The sequence below is a fragment of the Sphingorhabdus arenilitoris genome, from assembly GCF_042651485.1.
Taxonomy (GTDB): Bacteria; Pseudomonadota; Alphaproteobacteria; order Sphingomonadales; family Sphingomonadaceae; genus Sphingorhabdus_B; species Sphingorhabdus_B arenilitoris.
On record NZ_JBHSDH010000013.1, the window covers coordinates 715,482 to 730,380 of the forward strand.

13 protein-coding genes are annotated in these 14,899 nt (G+C 54.6%); 6 read left to right on the plus strand and 7 right to left on the minus strand.

What is annotated here, in order from left to right; genetic code table 11:
- Positions 1-33: 33 nt before the first annotated feature.
- From prsR to ACFOWX_RS07550, 3 genes are read right to left on the minus strand one after another with little or no spacing between them, the layout of a single operon-like run.
- A complete protein-coding gene (gene prsR, locus ACFOWX_RS07540) occupies positions 34-1,392 on the minus strand; it encodes a PEP-CTERM-box response regulator transcription factor (RefSeq protein ID WP_381424964.1) in 1,359 nt (452 codons plus the stop codon).
- The gene (gene prsK / locus ACFOWX_RS07545; protein WP_381422808.1) at positions 1,392-3,488 is read right to left on the minus strand and encodes an XrtA/PEP-CTERM system histidine kinase PrsK; all 2,097 of its coding nucleotides are present in this window, start codon (positions 3,486-3,488) and stop codon (positions 1,392-1,394) included. The genes prsR and prsK overlap by 1 nt, the downstream gene beginning before the upstream one ends.
- A gap of 1 nt (position 3,489) precedes the next feature.
- A complete protein-coding gene (locus ACFOWX_RS07550; protein WP_381422810.1) occupies positions 3,490-4,878 on the minus strand; it encodes a TIGR03013 family XrtA/PEP-CTERM system glycosyltransferase in 1,389 nt (462 codons plus the stop codon).
- Between the two features lie 160 nt (positions 4,879-5,038).
- Between ACFOWX_RS07550 and ACFOWX_RS07555 the strand changes: the two genes are divergently transcribed.
- The 3 genes from ACFOWX_RS07555 to ACFOWX_RS07565 are packed head-to-tail and all read left to right on the plus strand — an operon-like array spanning position 5,039 to position 6,733.
- On the plus strand, positions 5,039-6,091 hold the full coding sequence (locus ACFOWX_RS07555; RefSeq protein WP_381422812.1) for a mannose-1-phosphate guanylyltransferase/mannose-6-phosphate isomerase: 1,053 nt from the start codon (positions 5,039-5,041) through the stop codon (positions 6,089-6,091).
- 25 nt (positions 6,092-6,116) lie between these two features.
- Positions 6,117-6,269: a DUF2256 domain-containing protein gene (locus tag ACFOWX_RS07560; protein WP_381422814.1), complete on the plus strand. Its 153-nt coding sequence runs from the start codon at positions 6,117-6,119 to the stop codon at positions 6,267-6,269.
- Positions 6,266-6,733, plus strand: a complete 468-nt coding sequence (locus ACFOWX_RS07565) for a DUF3429 domain-containing protein (protein WP_381422816.1) — start codon at positions 6,266-6,268, stop codon at positions 6,731-6,733. The genes ACFOWX_RS07560 and ACFOWX_RS07565 overlap by 4 nt, the downstream gene beginning before the upstream one ends.
- A gap of 207 nt (positions 6,734-6,940) precedes the next feature.
- On the opposite strand, the gene ACFOWX_RS07570 is transcribed toward ACFOWX_RS07565, so the two are convergent.
- Positions 6,941-8,470, minus strand: a complete 1,530-nt coding sequence (locus ACFOWX_RS07570) for a cryptochrome/photolyase family protein (protein WP_381422818.1) — start codon at positions 8,468-8,470, stop codon at positions 6,941-6,943.
- A 98-nt stretch (positions 8,471-8,568) separates the two neighbouring features.
- Positions 8,569-9,942 carry a helix-turn-helix domain-containing protein gene (locus tag ACFOWX_RS07575; protein WP_381422820.1) on the minus strand — a complete coding sequence of 458 codons (1,374 nt, stop codon included), beginning with the start codon at positions 9,940-9,942 and terminating at the stop codon, positions 8,569-8,571.
- Positions 9,943-10,125: 183 nt separating this feature from the next.
- On the opposite strand from ACFOWX_RS07575, the gene ACFOWX_RS07580 reads away from it, so the two are divergent.
- The 3 genes from ACFOWX_RS07580 (at position 10,126) to ACFOWX_RS07590 (ending at position 12,553) form a co-directional block, all read left to right on the plus strand.
- Entirely contained in the window at positions 10,126-11,757 is a 1,632-nt protein-coding gene (locus ACFOWX_RS07580) for an isocitrate lyase (RefSeq protein WP_381422821.1), read from the plus strand.
- A gap of 34 nt (positions 11,758-11,791) precedes the next feature.
- Positions 11,792-11,950, plus strand: coding sequence for a hypothetical protein (locus tag ACFOWX_RS07585; protein WP_381422823.1), 159 nt, complete (start codon positions 11,792-11,794; stop codon positions 11,948-11,950).
- A 150-nt stretch (positions 11,951-12,100) separates the two neighbouring features.
- The gene (locus ACFOWX_RS07590) at positions 12,101-12,553 is read left to right on the plus strand and encodes a hypothetical protein (RefSeq protein WP_381422825.1); all 453 of its coding nucleotides are present in this window, start codon (positions 12,101-12,103) and stop codon (positions 12,551-12,553) included.
- A 37-nt stretch (positions 12,554-12,590) separates the two neighbouring features.
- On the opposite strand, the gene ACFOWX_RS07595 is transcribed toward ACFOWX_RS07590, so the two are convergent.
- Positions 12,591-13,916, minus strand: a complete 1,326-nt coding sequence (locus tag ACFOWX_RS07595; protein WP_381422826.1) for an amidohydrolase — start codon at positions 13,914-13,916, stop codon at positions 12,591-12,593.
- 99 nt (positions 13,917-14,015) lie between these two features.
- Positions 14,016-14,801, minus strand: coding sequence for a 3-hydroxybutyrate dehydrogenase (locus tag ACFOWX_RS07600; RefSeq protein WP_381422829.1), 786 nt, complete (start codon positions 14,799-14,801; stop codon positions 14,016-14,018).
- Positions 14,802-14,899 lie beyond the last annotated feature (98 nt).

A 14,899-nucleotide genomic window follows, 5' to 3' on the forward strand; every position in this document is an offset into this window, starting at 1 on the left:
GTCCGTGTCTCCCGCTTGATCAGATGTCTGGGTCTATACCTGAAGTTCATATTGTTTGAGCAGGTCGTATAAGGTCGGCCTGCTAATCCCCAATAGTTTTGCCGCGTTCGATATGTTACCTTCGGTGCGCGAAATCGCACGCTTGATGGCGCGCCGGTCGGCCTGTTCGCGCGCAGCTTTCAGGTTGAGCAGCAAATCCTCATCATCATCGGTAAATTCCAAATCTTCGGCCGTGACGAATTTGCCTTCGGTCATAATCACCGCCCGTTTAATCCGGTTTTCAAGCTCGCGGACATTGCCCGGCCAATCCCATTGATCAATGGCGGTCAGCGCGGCGGCAGAAAAACCCTTCACTCCCGGGTTCATTTCTTTGGCAAAACGGTTCAGGAAATGCTTGGCCAGCAACACGGCATCGCCGGTGCGTTCATTCAATGGCGGGATATTGACGGTAATTTCCGCAAGCCGGTAAAATAGGTCATCGCGAAATGTCTGATCGGCGATCATCTTGTTCAAATTTTGATGCGTGGCGCATACCACCCGGACATCAACGGGTATACCCTTTCGCCCGCCAATCCGTTCAATCACTCGCTCTTGCAGGAAACGAAGCAATTTCACCTGCAATGGCAAAGGGATGTCGCCGACTTCATCGAGGAACAGCGTCCCGCCATCGGCCAGCTCAATTTTACCCTCGGTGGTCTTGACAGCGCCAGTAAACGCCCCTTTTTCATGACCGAATAATTCGGATTCAAGCAGATTTTCCGGAATGGCGCCGCAGTTAATGGCGACAAAGGGCTTGTCCCGGCGATCGCTGCTGTCATGTAGGCCGCGGGCGAGCAATTCTTTGCCGGTGCCGCTGGCACCTAGCAATAGGACGGACACTCCGGTCGATGCCACCCGTTCAATCGTGCGGGCAATTTTCAACATTTCGGGTGCAGCAGTGATGATGGATCCCAGCAACAGCTCACCATCAACGGGTGCCATCATCGACTTTTCATTCTGCAATTCCAGTTCGCGCACATGAAAAGCCCGCTTTACGATCAGGTGCAATTCATCAATATCGACTGGTTTTTGGTAAAAATCCCATGCCCCTGCGGAAATTGCTTTCATCGCGCTTTCCCGTGCACCATGCCCCGATGCGACGATGATTTTTGTATCAGGTTTCAGCTTCAGCATTTCATCCAATGCCTTGAACCCTTCCGATACGCCATCGGGATCAGGCGGCAGGCCAAGGTCCAAAGTGACCACATCGGGCTCTTCCGAACGCAGCAGATTGATCGCTTCTTCGCGGTTCGATGCACACATCACATGGAAATTTTCATAGGACCATTTGAGCTGTTTTTGCAGGCCGAGATCATCCTCAACAATCAATAATTTGGGTTTTGAATCCGCCATCATGCTGCCTCTTCTATATGATTATATTCGCCATTTCCGCTCTGTTCAGCGGGCAATAACAGCGTGAAATGAGACCCTTTGCCCAGTCGGCTTTCAACGCGCAGCTGACCGCCCATCGAAACGGCCAGCGCCCGCGCTTCATAAGCGCCAATGCCAAAACCGCCGTCTTTGCTGGATTCAAAAGGTTTGAATAATTGATTGGCGATAAATGCCTCGCTCATGCCCACGCCGCTATCGGATATGCCAATGGCAATGTCGGTGCCTTGACTGCGGCAGGTGATTTTTACAGGGGCGCCATCATCGGTCGCCTCAATCGCATTTTGGACCAAATGGCCAATGATCGTTTCGACCCGCGCCGGGTCGGCGACCGCCATCATCCCTTTCGTGACTTGCACATCAATCGGGTAGATTAACCGCTTGTCATGCACGGCTTTCATCACAACCGCGCTGATATCAACAGGTTCGGGCGCCGCATGTTTGGCCTTGTTATGTTGCGACAGGCGGGCGAGCAGGTCGTTCATTTTGTCGACCGATCCTTTTAACGTATCGACCATATCGGCCTGAAACTCAGGATTATCGGCGTGTTTTTCGGCATTGCGGGCCAATATGCTCAATTGGCTGACCAAGTTTTTAATATCATGCATGACAAAGGCAAAACGGCGGTTAAATTGTTCAAATTGCTGCGCCTCGGCCAATGCCTGATGACTGGTCGCTTCGGCCAAGTAACTGGCAACTTGGCGGCCCACGACGCGTAGCATATCCAAATCTTCCCAATCCAGTTCCCGCTTAATCCGGGGCCGCGCCAATATGGCGAGTCCAGCCAGTTTGCCAAAATGGACCAGCGGCACAACCGCCCATGCCTGCGCCTCGTCATATAACCATTGCGGTATCGCGCGCGGATCGCAGCGTTCATCGGTCCCGGCGCGCACATGGTCCATCGACAAAATATGTCCGGTGGATTCAAAAAAGGGCATCGTCTGCGACGTGACGCAATTGGCGGGCACGTCGGCGGTTGCCCAATTCCACCGGGCCTGCAACGTCAACCGTTCTTGCTCATCAGGAACCAGCAGCAACCCCGCCGGGCTGTCAAAAATATCGGCCAGCGATTTCACCACTCTTTCATGAAACGGCGCGGCTTCTTTGCTCGGAAAACCAATGGTATCTGCAAAGCGCATCCACTCGCTGCGATAATCATAACGGTGCTGAAAAAAATTCTTGGCGATTATCACATTCAACCAAGCACGGAACCGGCCCGACGGCAGGATCAGCAACGCGGTCAGCGACATACCGAAAATTAAGGTAATTTGCGCCAGCCGGACATAGGTGCCACCCACAAATTGTATGGCCGTAGCGAGCAGCAGCATACCCAGCAAATAGGCCCCGATCGCCAGCAAGGAAACTGATTGAAACGCCACCGAACGCGACAAACGAAGCCGCCAGTTTTCATTTCGCTTCAACGCCATGGCAAATACCGGCACCAATAATGACATGGCGATGCCGCGGGTTGAGATTAGCTCGGCCGGAATTTCGTCGGCCATATAGGCGATGGTGTAAAGGTTGAGGTCGAATGTCCACATGGCCGCCAATCCGGCCATGGGCAGGCTAACCCCCCAACGCGCTTCGGGCGCCGAGACCGTATAGAGATTATGCACCAACACCAACGCGCCAATTGAAAAAATCATTCGCAGCAACAATGCCGTTTGCTCGGCGACCTGAGCCACCGGAATTTCTGGTGTCAGCGTTGAGTTAAGGCCATCAATCGCAGGCTGGCACAGCAACACCGCGCCAAGGACGAAGTAGATGATGTTGATCGTGCGCGGCTGTTTACGGCCTTCACCGCTGCGCAACAGGAAAAACATGAACCCGAGCCAAGCGGCGTTTCGCATCGATTCCAAAACCAGTGATATGGTATCATAAGGATGACCAATCACCGCCGCCGTGCCCCAGGCCGATGTCAGCCCCAATGCGATAATCAATATAACTTGCTGCTGATTTTTGAAGCTATGTTTGTGAAACAGCCATATCGCAAGCGCCGCATATAAAAAGCCGACCGCCGCATGGCCCCAAAAGCTTAGCAGGGATAATAGCTCCATCATATCATCGTGCTCCATCTGGCCACAAAACCACGCGCAGCGTTTGCAGCAGGATCAATATGTCGAGAAACGGCGTATAGTTTTTGGCGTAATATAGATCATATTCCAGCTTCTGACGGCTATCATCGATCGATGCGCCATAGGGATAGTTGATCTGTGCCCAACCGGTTATGCCCGGCTTGACCATATGGCGTTCGGCATAATAGCTCAGCTGCCCTTCCAAATCGGCAACAAATTCCGGCCGTTCGGGACGCGGCCCGACAAAGCTCATTTCGCCTTTTAGCACATTCCACGTTTGCGGCAGTTCATCGATGCGCACCTTGCGGATGAATTTGCCGACACGGGTGATGCGCGGATCATCTTCGGATGCCCAAACGGCCTTACCGTCCACTTCGGCATCGCTGCGCATGGAGCGCAGTTTATTGACATAATAGGGCTGTCCAAACAAACCGACGCGCTGTTGGCGGTAGAGTGCAGGGCCTTTGCTTTCCAATTTGATGAAGATCGCAAACAGGACGATGATCGGCGCAGTAAGCAGCAGCAAAAGCAGGCTCGCCAATATATCGAAAAGCCGTTTGGCAAATGACGACAGGCGCCGTCCGGACGAAAATCCATCGGAAAATATCAACCAGCTTGGGTTGACACTATCTAAGTCCACCCGGCCCGTTTCGCGTTCAAAGAAACTCGACAGCTCATTAACATGGACGCCGGTGGTTTTAATCCGCAGCAAATCGCCCAGCGGAATGGCATTGCGCCGCTCCTCCAGCGCCAGCACAACTTCGCTGGCCCCCAATTTGACGACGAAATCAGCTAGGTTATAGATCGCGTCGCGGTTGATCGCTTCGGGAATGACGCGCTTATTCTCGTTCATCGCAATATAGCCGACGACGATAAAGCCCGATCCTTTTTTCTCCTCCAGATCCTTGATCCGCTGCGCCCTTTTGCCTGCGCCCAATATCAGCACGCGGCGTTTGAAGGCTTCTGCACCGATTAAGCTGCCGAGCAAAGCGCGGCTGAGCGCCAGATAAACAAATGCGAGGCACATGGCATAGAGACTGTTGGAACGCCACAGGGTGATGTCGGGCATCATAAAGCCCATCACCGATTGGAATATCACGCCCAGCGATACCGCCACCAACAAGCGCGCAACCGAAAAGCGCAGCGATTGGAGCGCTTCGGGGCTGTAGACCCCGACTGCCATAGCCGCGACCTGCACCGATCCTGCAAATATCGCCAGCGCCCAAAAACGGGTGCCGATATAATCGACCGTCATCCCGATCTGATTGGCACGAATGACCCACGCAGTCTCCGCTGCGGCGATCAGCAAAAACACATCCACTATCGCGAGGAACAAGACCGCATAGGGAATATAATGTTTGAACAGCCTGATCACGCGGTAATCGCCCTAACATAATGATGGACGTGTGCTTTACACCCGAAAGGTAAAGTGTCGGTTAAATTTACAATAGGCGATCAGGCCGCTGAAATGCATAGTATAATTTTTACCATCCTTATTGGTTGCCGCCGCCACCGGATTGTTTAATGTGGCAGCAATGGAACAGAATCCCGGCACCAAAAAAATCACTCCTGTCATCCTATCGGGCGGCGGCGGCACGCGGCTTTGGCCGATGTCGCGGCCCGAACGGCCCAAGCAGTTTCTGGCACTGACGGGGCCGCATACCATGTTTCAGATGACGCTGGATCGGTGCTGCGATGCCGCGAAATTTGCGCCGCCCTTAATTGTCGCGGGCACATCGCATATCGGCCTGATCGGTGCGCAATTGGAGCAGATCGGCGTATCTGACGCTGAAATCCTGCTCGAACCATGTGCGCGTAACACCGCGCCTGCCATCGCCCTCGCCGCGTTGGCCGCCGCTGATCCAGACGCACCTTTGCTGGTCATGCCCAGCGACCATGTGATTGAGGATGTCGCGGCCTTTCACGCCGCCATTGACGCTGCATTGCCGCTGGTGGGTGCAGGATGGCTGACGACGTTTGGAATAACCCCAACCCGGCCGGAAACCGGCTATGGCTATATCCAAACCGGCGAGCCGCTTTCGCCCGGCGTGCATAAGGTCGCGCGTTTTACCGAAAAACCCGATGCGGTCCGCGCCGCTGAAATGATCGCGGGCGGTGACCATTTGTGGAATGGCGGCATCTTCCTTTTTTGCGCCAGCGCCTATCTGGAGGCGCTCGGCCAATTTGCTCCGGCAATGCTGTCCAGCGCAACAGCAGCAATGGAAAAAGCAAAGCGCAGCGGCAACCAAATTCATGCCGATAAAGCCGCCTTTGAAACCTGCCCAGCCGACAGCATCGACTATGCCGTTATGGAAAAAGCCGAAAAGGTGGCGGTCATACCGGTTAGCATGGGCTGGTCCGATGTGGGCAGCTGGGATGCGCTTTACGATCTCGGCAACCACCCGCTGCAGGAATATGTCACTGATTTGGACGGCAAAGGCAATTTGATCCACAGCGATGGTATCCGCATCCATGCGGCGGGGCTTGAGGATATGATTATTGTGGCCAGCGGCAACGATGTGCTGATCGTGCCACGGGGAAAATCCCAGAGTGTCAAACAAATTGTCGAAGGTCTAAAGCAGCCATAATTCAAATAAGGATAAGCTGCATCCCATGCCCAAGATGGTCAAAAAATCCAATTTGCCGGAAAAATCCTGTTTGACCTGCGGCCTGCCATTCAAATGGCGCAAAAAATGGGAACGCGATTGGGACAATGTCAAATATTGTTCGGACCGGTGCCGCACCGCCAAAAAAGGAGCTGCATGATGACCGATGGTTCATTAGCAGGCGGCGGCCGCATCACTATCCTTGCGAAGCTGCTCGGCTATGCTGGTTTACTACCGCAGCTTTTCTGCGTGGTTGCGTTGCTCAGCAATTCACAAAATAGCTGGTTCGCGCTCAGTATCGGTTTCGGCTATGCGGCCCTGATATTCAGCTTCCTGGGCGGCATTTGGTGGGGACAAGCGGTGGCAACCGGCGATGCCCGGCCCCTGCCCTATATTGCGGCCGTGCTGCCTAGCCTCATCTCTCTCGCGGCCTATTTACCATGGACATTGGGTTGGGGTTGGCCGGGGCCATCGTTAATCATCATTGGGCTGTGCCTGATCGCGTCGCCCGCCGCCGACCGGCAATTATTTGGGATTAACGGCGATTGGATGACCTTGCGCTGGCATCTCTCGCTTGGCCTTGGCGTTATGACGGTTTTTCTGGGTGTGTTTGCTGAGGTTTAGTTCACGTTCAGGCCCCATGGCATATTGGTAACATAGTTAAATACAGATACAGCGTCACCCCCGCGAAGCCGGGGGTCCATCGCCTAAGCTATAAGTCCAAACTGCGAGCCCGGCTCAACATTCGGCCTTCCGGTGATGGATTCCCGCCTTCGCGGGAATGACGAAATTGTGCTTTGGAAAATCACCGCTTTTGAATATTCTAAAGTTCTAATCCAAGCTTCCCAAAAACCGCTTCGCATCATCCGCAATCGCTTGTTTCTTGGCATCGTCAAACCGCTCATAGCTTCTGACCATTTGCCCCATGCGCGGATTATTCGCCAGCCGCGCTTTATGCCGGGCGATGAAATCCCAATAGAGATAATTGAACGGACAGGCTTTTTCGCCGTTTTTCTCTTTCACCTTATAGTGGCATCCGCTGCAATAATCCGACATACGGTCAATATAGGCCCCGCTCGCGGCATATGGTTTCGATGCCAGCAAACCGCCATCGGCAAATTGGCTCATCCCTATCGTGTTGGGTAATTCCACCCATTCATAGGCATCCGCATAAACGGCCAGATACCATTGATGCAGCTCCCCCGGATCAACCCCGGCCAGCAAGGCAAAGGTGCCCGTCACCATCAACCGCTGAATATGATGGGCATAGGCTTCCTCTTTTGTTTGCTGAACACAGGCGCGGACACAGGCCATATCGGTATCGGCGGTCCAGTAAAATTCAGGCAAAGGCCGCTTCGCCTCCAGCGCGTTGACCTGCGCATAGCCGGGCATTTTGAGCCAGTAAATGCCGCGCACATATTCGCGCCACCCGATCACTTGCCGGATAAAACCTTCCGCAGCATTCAGCGGCACGCGGCCCGCGCGATATTCCGCCTCCACCCGCCTGCATATGTCGAGCGGGCATAGCAATCCGCAATTCAGATAAAGCGACACCACGGCATGATAGAGAAATTTTTCATCACGCAGCATCGCATCCTGATAATCACCGAAGCGCGCCAGTCCGGTTTTCAGGAAATGGTCAAATGCGGCCTCCGCCTGATCCCGGCTGGTGCCAAACCAAAATGGCGACAAATCGCCAAAGTGATCCGCAAATTCGGCGGACACGAGCGCGATCACCTGCTGCGTCACGTCATCGGGTTCAAAACGCAGCGGCTGCGGCATCATCAAATCGCGGTCCGCCGCCTTGCGGTTTTCCGCATCATAATTCCATTTGCCGCCGGCCGGATTGTCGCCATCCATCAACAAACCGCTTTTGCGCCGCATATCCCGGTAAAAATATTCCATGCGCAGCGCCTTGCGTCCCTCGGCCCAGCCGGCAAATTCTTCATGGCTGCACAGGAACCGGTCATCCGGCAATATCCGCACCGGTACATCCAGCCGCAATTCCCATTCCGCCATTTCATCGCGCAGCCGCCATTCGCCCGGTTCCGTCAGGATCACTTCATCAATGTCATGGCGGGACAGCGCGCGCCGGACCTCACCAAATAACGATCCGCTATTTCCACTCGCATCATATTGGACATAATCGGCGGTCCAACCTGCCTGCGACAGCTCCTCGGCAAAATGGCGCATGGCCGAAAATAGGAACGCGATTTTCTTTTTATGATGGCGCACATAGGTCGCCTCCGCCCGCACCTCAGCCATCAATATGACCGCATTATCAGGATTAACGGCGGCAAGCGAGGATAGCCCCAGCGACAATTGATCCCCCAATATCAAAATCAGTTTTTTCTTCATCATGTCTGCCGTCCTTTACGCGTGAAAGCGGCATAGGATCAGGCGGTCAAGCACCCAATATAGGATTTAGGCGGCATGGGGTCAGAGCCCGCAGCCTGACCCTAATCCCCGACAAATTCGAATGCAGTCAGGCCCCGTTGATATTCGTTAAAGGTCAGCACCCGTCCCAATGGTGGGGCGCTGCGCTGCGCGCATTGGGGGCGCGTGCAATTGGCGCAGCCAAGGCCGATTTGCGCCGCTGGCCCTGATTTCAAGTCAACCCCCCGCGCTGCCGCCAACGGCGCCGCCATCGATGCATCTATCCCGAGCGCAATAGCAAATTCGGCTTCGCCATTTTGCGGGCGGACATTTTTGGCCATGGTGAACCAGCGGCTACCATCTTCCAGCTCTGCCAATTGCGTCACGATCCGCCCACCGGCGTCAAAGGCGTGATGTAATATCCATATCGGGCAACGCCCGTCGGTTTCTGCAAGCGCAGCCCCGCTTGCCCCGGCATAGCGCTTGCTGCTTTGACCGGCCCGGTCAATGCGGATCATAAAGAATGGCAGGCCGCGTGCGCCCACCCGCTGCAACGTGGTGAGCCGGTGCGCGACCTGTTCAAAACTCGCGCCAAAACGCGCTGATAGCAGATTCACGTCGTAACCCGTGGCCTCACAGGCCCGGAGAAACCGGGCATAAGGCATCATCACCGCCGCCGCGAAATAGCCGCTTAAATGGCGGTGATAGAGCTTTTCGCTGGCCCGCTCGCTAAAGTCGGCACCTTTGACCAGCGCGTCAATCTGTTCCCGCGCCTCCAATTCGGCCAGTTGATAAGCGGCGGCAAATGTCCGGCTGGACGGATCGAGCAGCTCCGACAATTGCAATTGCCGCGCGTGCAGATCAAGCCGCCGCAACGTGTCAGGCATGACATCGACCGGCAATATCCGGATCGACAGGCGGTGCCGCGTGCGCAGCCGGTCGGTTATTGCGCCATATAGGTCGGCGCTTTGCAGCCGCAGCTCATCGGCCAGCTCCTCCGCCTGCGCGTCCAGATCGGCAAAATGATTGCGCCATTTGCCAATCGCCTCGCGCACCGGTGTGATGGTGTCATTGCCAACAGGGCCAGCATCGCCGCCGCTCGCCAAACGGTCAAATGCGCGGGCAAAAGCCTCGGCCGCATCGGGGGCGGCGGATATCCAATCCTCAATCTGCATCCGGTCGAGTGATAAATCGGCGAATAACGGATCGGCGAGCCGGCGTTTAATCGATTCGGCTCCACCGCCCGGCGATGCACCGGTTAAACTGCGCGCATCAAAATCAAACCGCTCCGCTAATCGTAGCATGATCGGCGCGGTCAGGGGGCGTTGATTGCGTTCGATCAGGTTCAGGTAGCTAGCCGACACGTCGAGCGCCTCTGCCATCGCAACCTGCGTAAGCCCGCTTGCACGGCGGATCCGGCGCACGGCGTGCCCGGCGAATAACTTTTGATTGGCCATACCTCTATTTGTCACAATATTTACAATATGACAAGTTTCTTTGCGACTTTGCGACTGCACAACAACAATTTTTACACATTTGACTCGCCATTGCGCGGCAACATCGTCAAGTTCGGATCAGAACCAACACTGTAACTGCAAAATCAGTAACAGCAAAATATATACACCAGAAAGGGCAAAGCCATGACATATCAGCAAAAGCTCCCACCGCTGAATCAACATCTCACCTATGGCGACGAAACCGACGCTGCAAAACAGCTTATCGGCAGCCATGACGGGAAATGGGCAGGCATAGACGCCGAGTCAGTCGCCCGGATGCGCTTGCAGAACCGTTTCCGCACTGGCCTCGATATCGCCCGTTATACCGCCGCAATCATGCGTCAGGATATGGCGGCCTATGATGCCGACTCGTCGCTCTATACTCAGTCGCTGGGCTGCTGGCATGGCTTCATCGCGCAGCAGAAGATGATCTCGATCAAGAAACATTTTGGCAGCACGGATCGCCGTTACCTCTATCTATCCGGCTGGATGGTCGCCGCATTGCGCAGCGAATTTGGCCCCCTGCCCGATCAGTCGATGCACGAAAAAACAAGCGTGCCTGCTCTGATCGAGGAGCTGTACACATTCTTGCGTCAGGCCGATGCCCGCGAACTGGGCATGATGTTCCGCGAAATTGACGCCGCCCGCGCAGCAGGTGAGAGCGCCAAAGAGCAGGCATTGCTGAAGGCGGTCGAAAATCATCAAACCCACGTTGTTCCAATCATCGCCGACATTGATGCCGGATTTGGTAATGCCGAGGCAACCTATTTGCTCGCCAAAAAAATGATCGAAGCCGGTGCCTGCGCTTTGCAAATTGAAAACCAAGTGTCGGACGAAAAGCAATGCGGGCATCAGGACGGCAAGGTTACCGTGCCGCATGAGGATTTCATTCAGAAGATCCGCGCCTGCCGCTATGCCTTTTTGGAACTTGGCGTCGATGATGGCATTATCGTCACCCGCACCGACTCCTTGGGCGCTGGCCTAACGAAGCAGATAGCGGTTTCGACCGAGCCGGGCGATATTGGCGATCAATATAACAGCTTCCTTGATTGCGAAGAGATTGATCCTGCGACCGCCCGCAACGGTGATGTCGTGCTCAATCGCGACGGCAAGCTTATGCGGCCAAAGCGTTTGCCATCCGGCCTATTCCAATTCCGCGAAGGCACAGGCGCAGATCGCTGCGTACTGGACAGTATTACCAGCCTGCAAAATGGGGCAGATTTGCTGTGGATTGAAACCGAAAAGCCGCATGTTGAACAGATTGCCAGCATGATGGACCGGATCCGCGAAGTCGTTCCCAACGCAAAGCTGGTTTACAATAATTCGCCAAGCTTTAACTGGACGCTGAATTTCCGTCAGCAAGTCTATGACGCGATGGTGAAGGATGGCAAAGACGTTTCCGCATATAACCGCGATGATTTGATGAGCGTAGAATATGACGGCACGAAATTGGCCGATATTGCCGATGAGCGCATCCGGACATTTCAAGCCGATGGCGCAAAACGGGCGGGGATATTCCACCATCTGATCACGCTGCCGACTTATCACACCGCTGCGCTGTCGACCGACAATCTGGCGAAGGAATATTTCGGAGACGCTGGAATGCTCGGTTATGTTTTGAATGTGCAGCGGCAGGAAATTCGCCAAGGCATCGCCTGCGTCAAGCATCAAAATATGTCGGGCAGCGACATTGGCGATGACCATAAGGAATATTTCGCCGGAGAAGCCGCTTTGAAAGCGGGCGGCGCGAATAACACAATGAATCAATTCGGTTAATTCACAACGTCAGTTTTATCAAAGGAGAAGACAAATGGCTGAACCAACCCGGGCCCGTGCGGTCCTTTCCACCGAAGATCTCACATTGCTGCGTCAGGCTGTGCTCAGCCATCTGCAGGAAATTAAAGACACACCTGAATCTGTGAAATTTGCCCGCCTATACCATCGCTTGGGTAGCGCAGGCGGCAAATAACCCCGCATCAAAATTCGAGTTTTCCTGGGGAGGAAAATAACTATGGCCGAGGCAGCAATGCCTCGGTCTTTTTTTTGAGCATGAAGTTTCAATCAATATTAACCAGACCGGGATATAGCCCACGCCATAGTCGAAACAGGAATAAACGTCATGGACAATGTGTTAAAGATGGTCGTCGCTATTTTGGGAATTGCGGGCATTCTTGCGTTTATCGTACCTAGCTCGGTTCCTGACCGCAACGCTGCCCCAGTTGAACAGACTGCAAATCAGCCTCAAGCTGCACCGGCCGAACAACCGCCGGAGCCAGAGCTGTTGACTGATTTCGAAAGTAATCCAGATGATTTTGCCGCTCCATCGATCGACGGATTGCCATTGGATGATTTTAGCCAATCGAGCGATGACTCATCAAACCAAAACTCATCACCTGATGCGCCCGATGCGCAAGCGCCGGTGGCGTCTGGGTCAACCTCACAGCCATTTCAGCCGGCACAGGCTGCATCGCCATCTTCATCATCACGCGGTGCGTCCAGCGATGGCGGCGCTCCTTATGTGGGGCGCGAACAATTTGCTCGGCCCGATCCGGCAAGCAGAGCGGCTAGATAATTAGCGCAGGCCGCCTTACCATATAGGGCGGCTCAGGCTATTTTGGCATTAGCTGGAGAGCAGCCGCAGTCAACGCTTCGGCTCCAGTCGCAATCACCTTCTCGGCATCCGGTGCCCAAAATGGCGAATGCAGCGAAGGTAATCCTTTGCCGGACTTTTGCGCTGCATCAAAATCAGCCTGAGGCACACCGCCCACCCAGAAAATCAGGCTTTCGACATTTTCTTTATCGGCACGGTAAAAACGGCTGAAATCTTCGCCGCCCATCACCGGCGGCGTTTCTATCACGCGGTTTTCGCCAAACCGTTCTTTGAACAGATTGGCCATTTTTTTGGTCAGTTCGGGCGTATTATAGGTGGCTGGGGTAAATTCGTCCTCGGCCACCGTAACGACCGGCATCCTGTCCTCTGGCACGCCTGCCGCCACTGCCTCGCCCTGCGCGATGCGCCGGATGCCATCGAGCAGTTTCTTGCGGGTTTCATCGGAATAGCTGCGAACGGTCAGCAGCAATTTGGCTTCATCCGGGATAATATTATGTTTTGCCCCCGCATGAAAGCTGCCCACGGTTACAACCGCAGCATCCTGCGGATCAATTTCCCGGCTGACCAGCTGTTGCAACGAAGTGACGATTCGGCTGGCCAATAAAATCGGGTCTTTTGTTGTATGCGGATAGGCACCATGTCCGCCCACACCCTTCACAAGGATATCGACGCTATCGACATTCGCGAGCGCATAGCCCGATGAATAGCCCAACATTCCCGCCGGAAATTGCGCAGCGTCGTGAAAGCCTATGACATAGTCGGGCCTGGGAAATCGGGTATATAATCCGTCATCGAGCATGGCTTTCGCGCCTGCCCCAATTTCTTCGGCGGGCTGCAATATCATCACCAAAGTCCCCGACCATTTGTCCTTATTCGCTGACAATTGCCGCGCGGCCCCAACCCATCCCGACATATGGGTATCATGTCCGCAGGCGTGCATAATGCCGGTTTCGACCCCCGCCTTGCTGGTCCCGCGCGCTTTTGAGGCAAAGGGAAGCCCGGTTTGTTCGTCCACAGGCAAGCCGTCCATATCAGCGCGGATCATGACGACCGGCCCCGCGCCATTTTTCATGACGGCAACCACACCTGTTTGCCCGACTTTTTCAGTCACCTCAAAACCCAGCGAGCGTGCCTCTGCGGCCAATTTGGCGGCCGTTCGAAACTCTTGAAAGCTCAGCTCCGGATTGGCGTGCAAATCGCGGTAAAGCTCCATCAGGGACGGCATGTCTTTTTGGATCGCCGCGCGCACGGTATCGGCCTGCGCCGGACTGCTCCCAATGGCTGACATCATCGCAATAGCCGAAATGGCCCACAGTGTTTTCATTGAACAGCTCCCCATATATGTTCCGAGCGATCATGCCGCCTAAATGGTTAATGTCAATCGCGGCCTTGCTCGATGCCCGCTCTATCGGCGAGCGTGAACCTATTGCGCGGTCCAGCCGCCGTCCACCGACAGGTTCGCGCCGGTGATTGCCGCGGCCTCATCCCGGCATAGGAATAACGCCAGCGCCGCCACCTGCTCTATCGAAACAAATTGTTTCTGCGGCTGCTTATCGAGCAGCACATCGTTAATTACTTGTTCCCGGGTCAGGCCGCGCGCTTTCATCGTATCGGGAATTTGCCCCTCGACCAACGGCGTCCAGACATATCCCGGGCAGATAGTATTGGCCGTGATGCCCTGCGTCGCGACCTCCAACGCCACCGTTTTGGTGAGCCCCGCTACGCCGTGCTTTGCCGCATTATAGGCGGATTTATAGGGCGACGCGACCAAGCTGTGCATCGATCCCGTGTTAATAATCCGCCCCCATGATTGCGCTTTCATATGCGGAAGGGCCGCTGCTGTGCTATGAAATGTCGAGGATAAAATGATCGCCAATATGGCGTCCCATTTATCTTCAGGGAATTCATCAATCGGCGCTACATGCTGAATACCTGCATTGTTAATCAGGATATCCGGACCGCCGAGTTCGGCATGACACTGCGCCACCATATCACGAATTTCGGCGGGCTTTGTCATATCGGCTGGGCAGTATATTGCCCCCACCCCGCTGCTATCCCGCAACTGTGCGACATGGCTGTCTATCTCAGCGGCATCGCCAAAGCCATTTATCATCACCGCCGCGCCTTCCGCCGCCAATGCGCGGGCATAGCCAAGGCCAATGCCCGATGTTGATCCAGTGACCAGCGCCGTTTTGCCTTTCAAAAACATGGCAAACTATCCTTTCGTTTTGGGACAAATTTCATATCCTTATCCCTTGCGCTTTTTTAATAAAACCGCAATGCTTCGCCTTGGTTTTTTGAAAGGGA

Excerpts from the sequence above, each read along its gene's own strand:
- ACFOWX_RS07590 (WP_381422825.1), top strand. The coding sequence starts at position 12,101 with ATGGACAATGTGTTAAAGATGGTCGTCGCTATTTTGGGAATTGCGGGC.
- ACFOWX_RS07580 (WP_381422821.1), top strand. The coding sequence starts at position 10,126 with ATGACATATCAGCAAAAGCTCCCACCGCTGAATCAACATCTCACCTAT.
- ACFOWX_RS07560 (WP_381422814.1), top strand. The coding sequence starts at position 6,117 with ATGCCCAAGATGGTCAAAAAATCCAATTTGCCGGAAAAATCCTGTTTG.
- ACFOWX_RS07555 (WP_381422812.1), top strand. The coding sequence starts at position 5,039 with ATGGAACAGAATCCCGGCACCAAAAAAATCACTCCTGTCATCCTATCG.
- ACFOWX_RS07565 (WP_381422816.1), top strand. The coding sequence starts at position 6,266 with ATGATGACCGATGGTTCATTAGCAGGCGGCGGCCGCATCACTATCCTT.
- prsK (WP_381422808.1), bottom strand. The coding sequence starts at position 3,488 with ATGATGGAGCTATTATCCCTGCTAAGCTTTTGGGGCCATGCGGCGGTC.
- prsR (WP_381424964.1), bottom strand. The coding sequence starts at position 1,392 with ATGGCGGATTCAAAACCCAAATTATTGATTGTTGAGGATGATCTCGGC.
- ACFOWX_RS07585 (WP_381422823.1), top strand. The coding sequence starts at position 11,792 with ATGGCTGAACCAACCCGGGCCCGTGCGGTCCTTTCCACCGAAGATCTC.
- ACFOWX_RS07595 (WP_381422826.1), bottom strand. The coding sequence starts at position 13,916 with ATGAAAACACTGTGGGCCATTTCGGCTATTGCGATGATGTCAGCCATT.
- ACFOWX_RS07600 (WP_381422829.1), bottom strand. The coding sequence starts at position 14,801 with ATGTTTTTGAAAGGCAAAACGGCGCTGGTCACTGGATCAACATCGGGC.
- ACFOWX_RS07570 (WP_381422818.1), bottom strand. The coding sequence starts at position 8,470 with ATGATGAAGAAAAAACTGATTTTGATATTGGGGGATCAATTGTCGCTG.
- ACFOWX_RS07575 (WP_381422820.1), bottom strand. The coding sequence starts at position 9,942 with ATGGCCAATCAAAAGTTATTCGCCGGGCACGCCGTGCGCCGGATCCGC.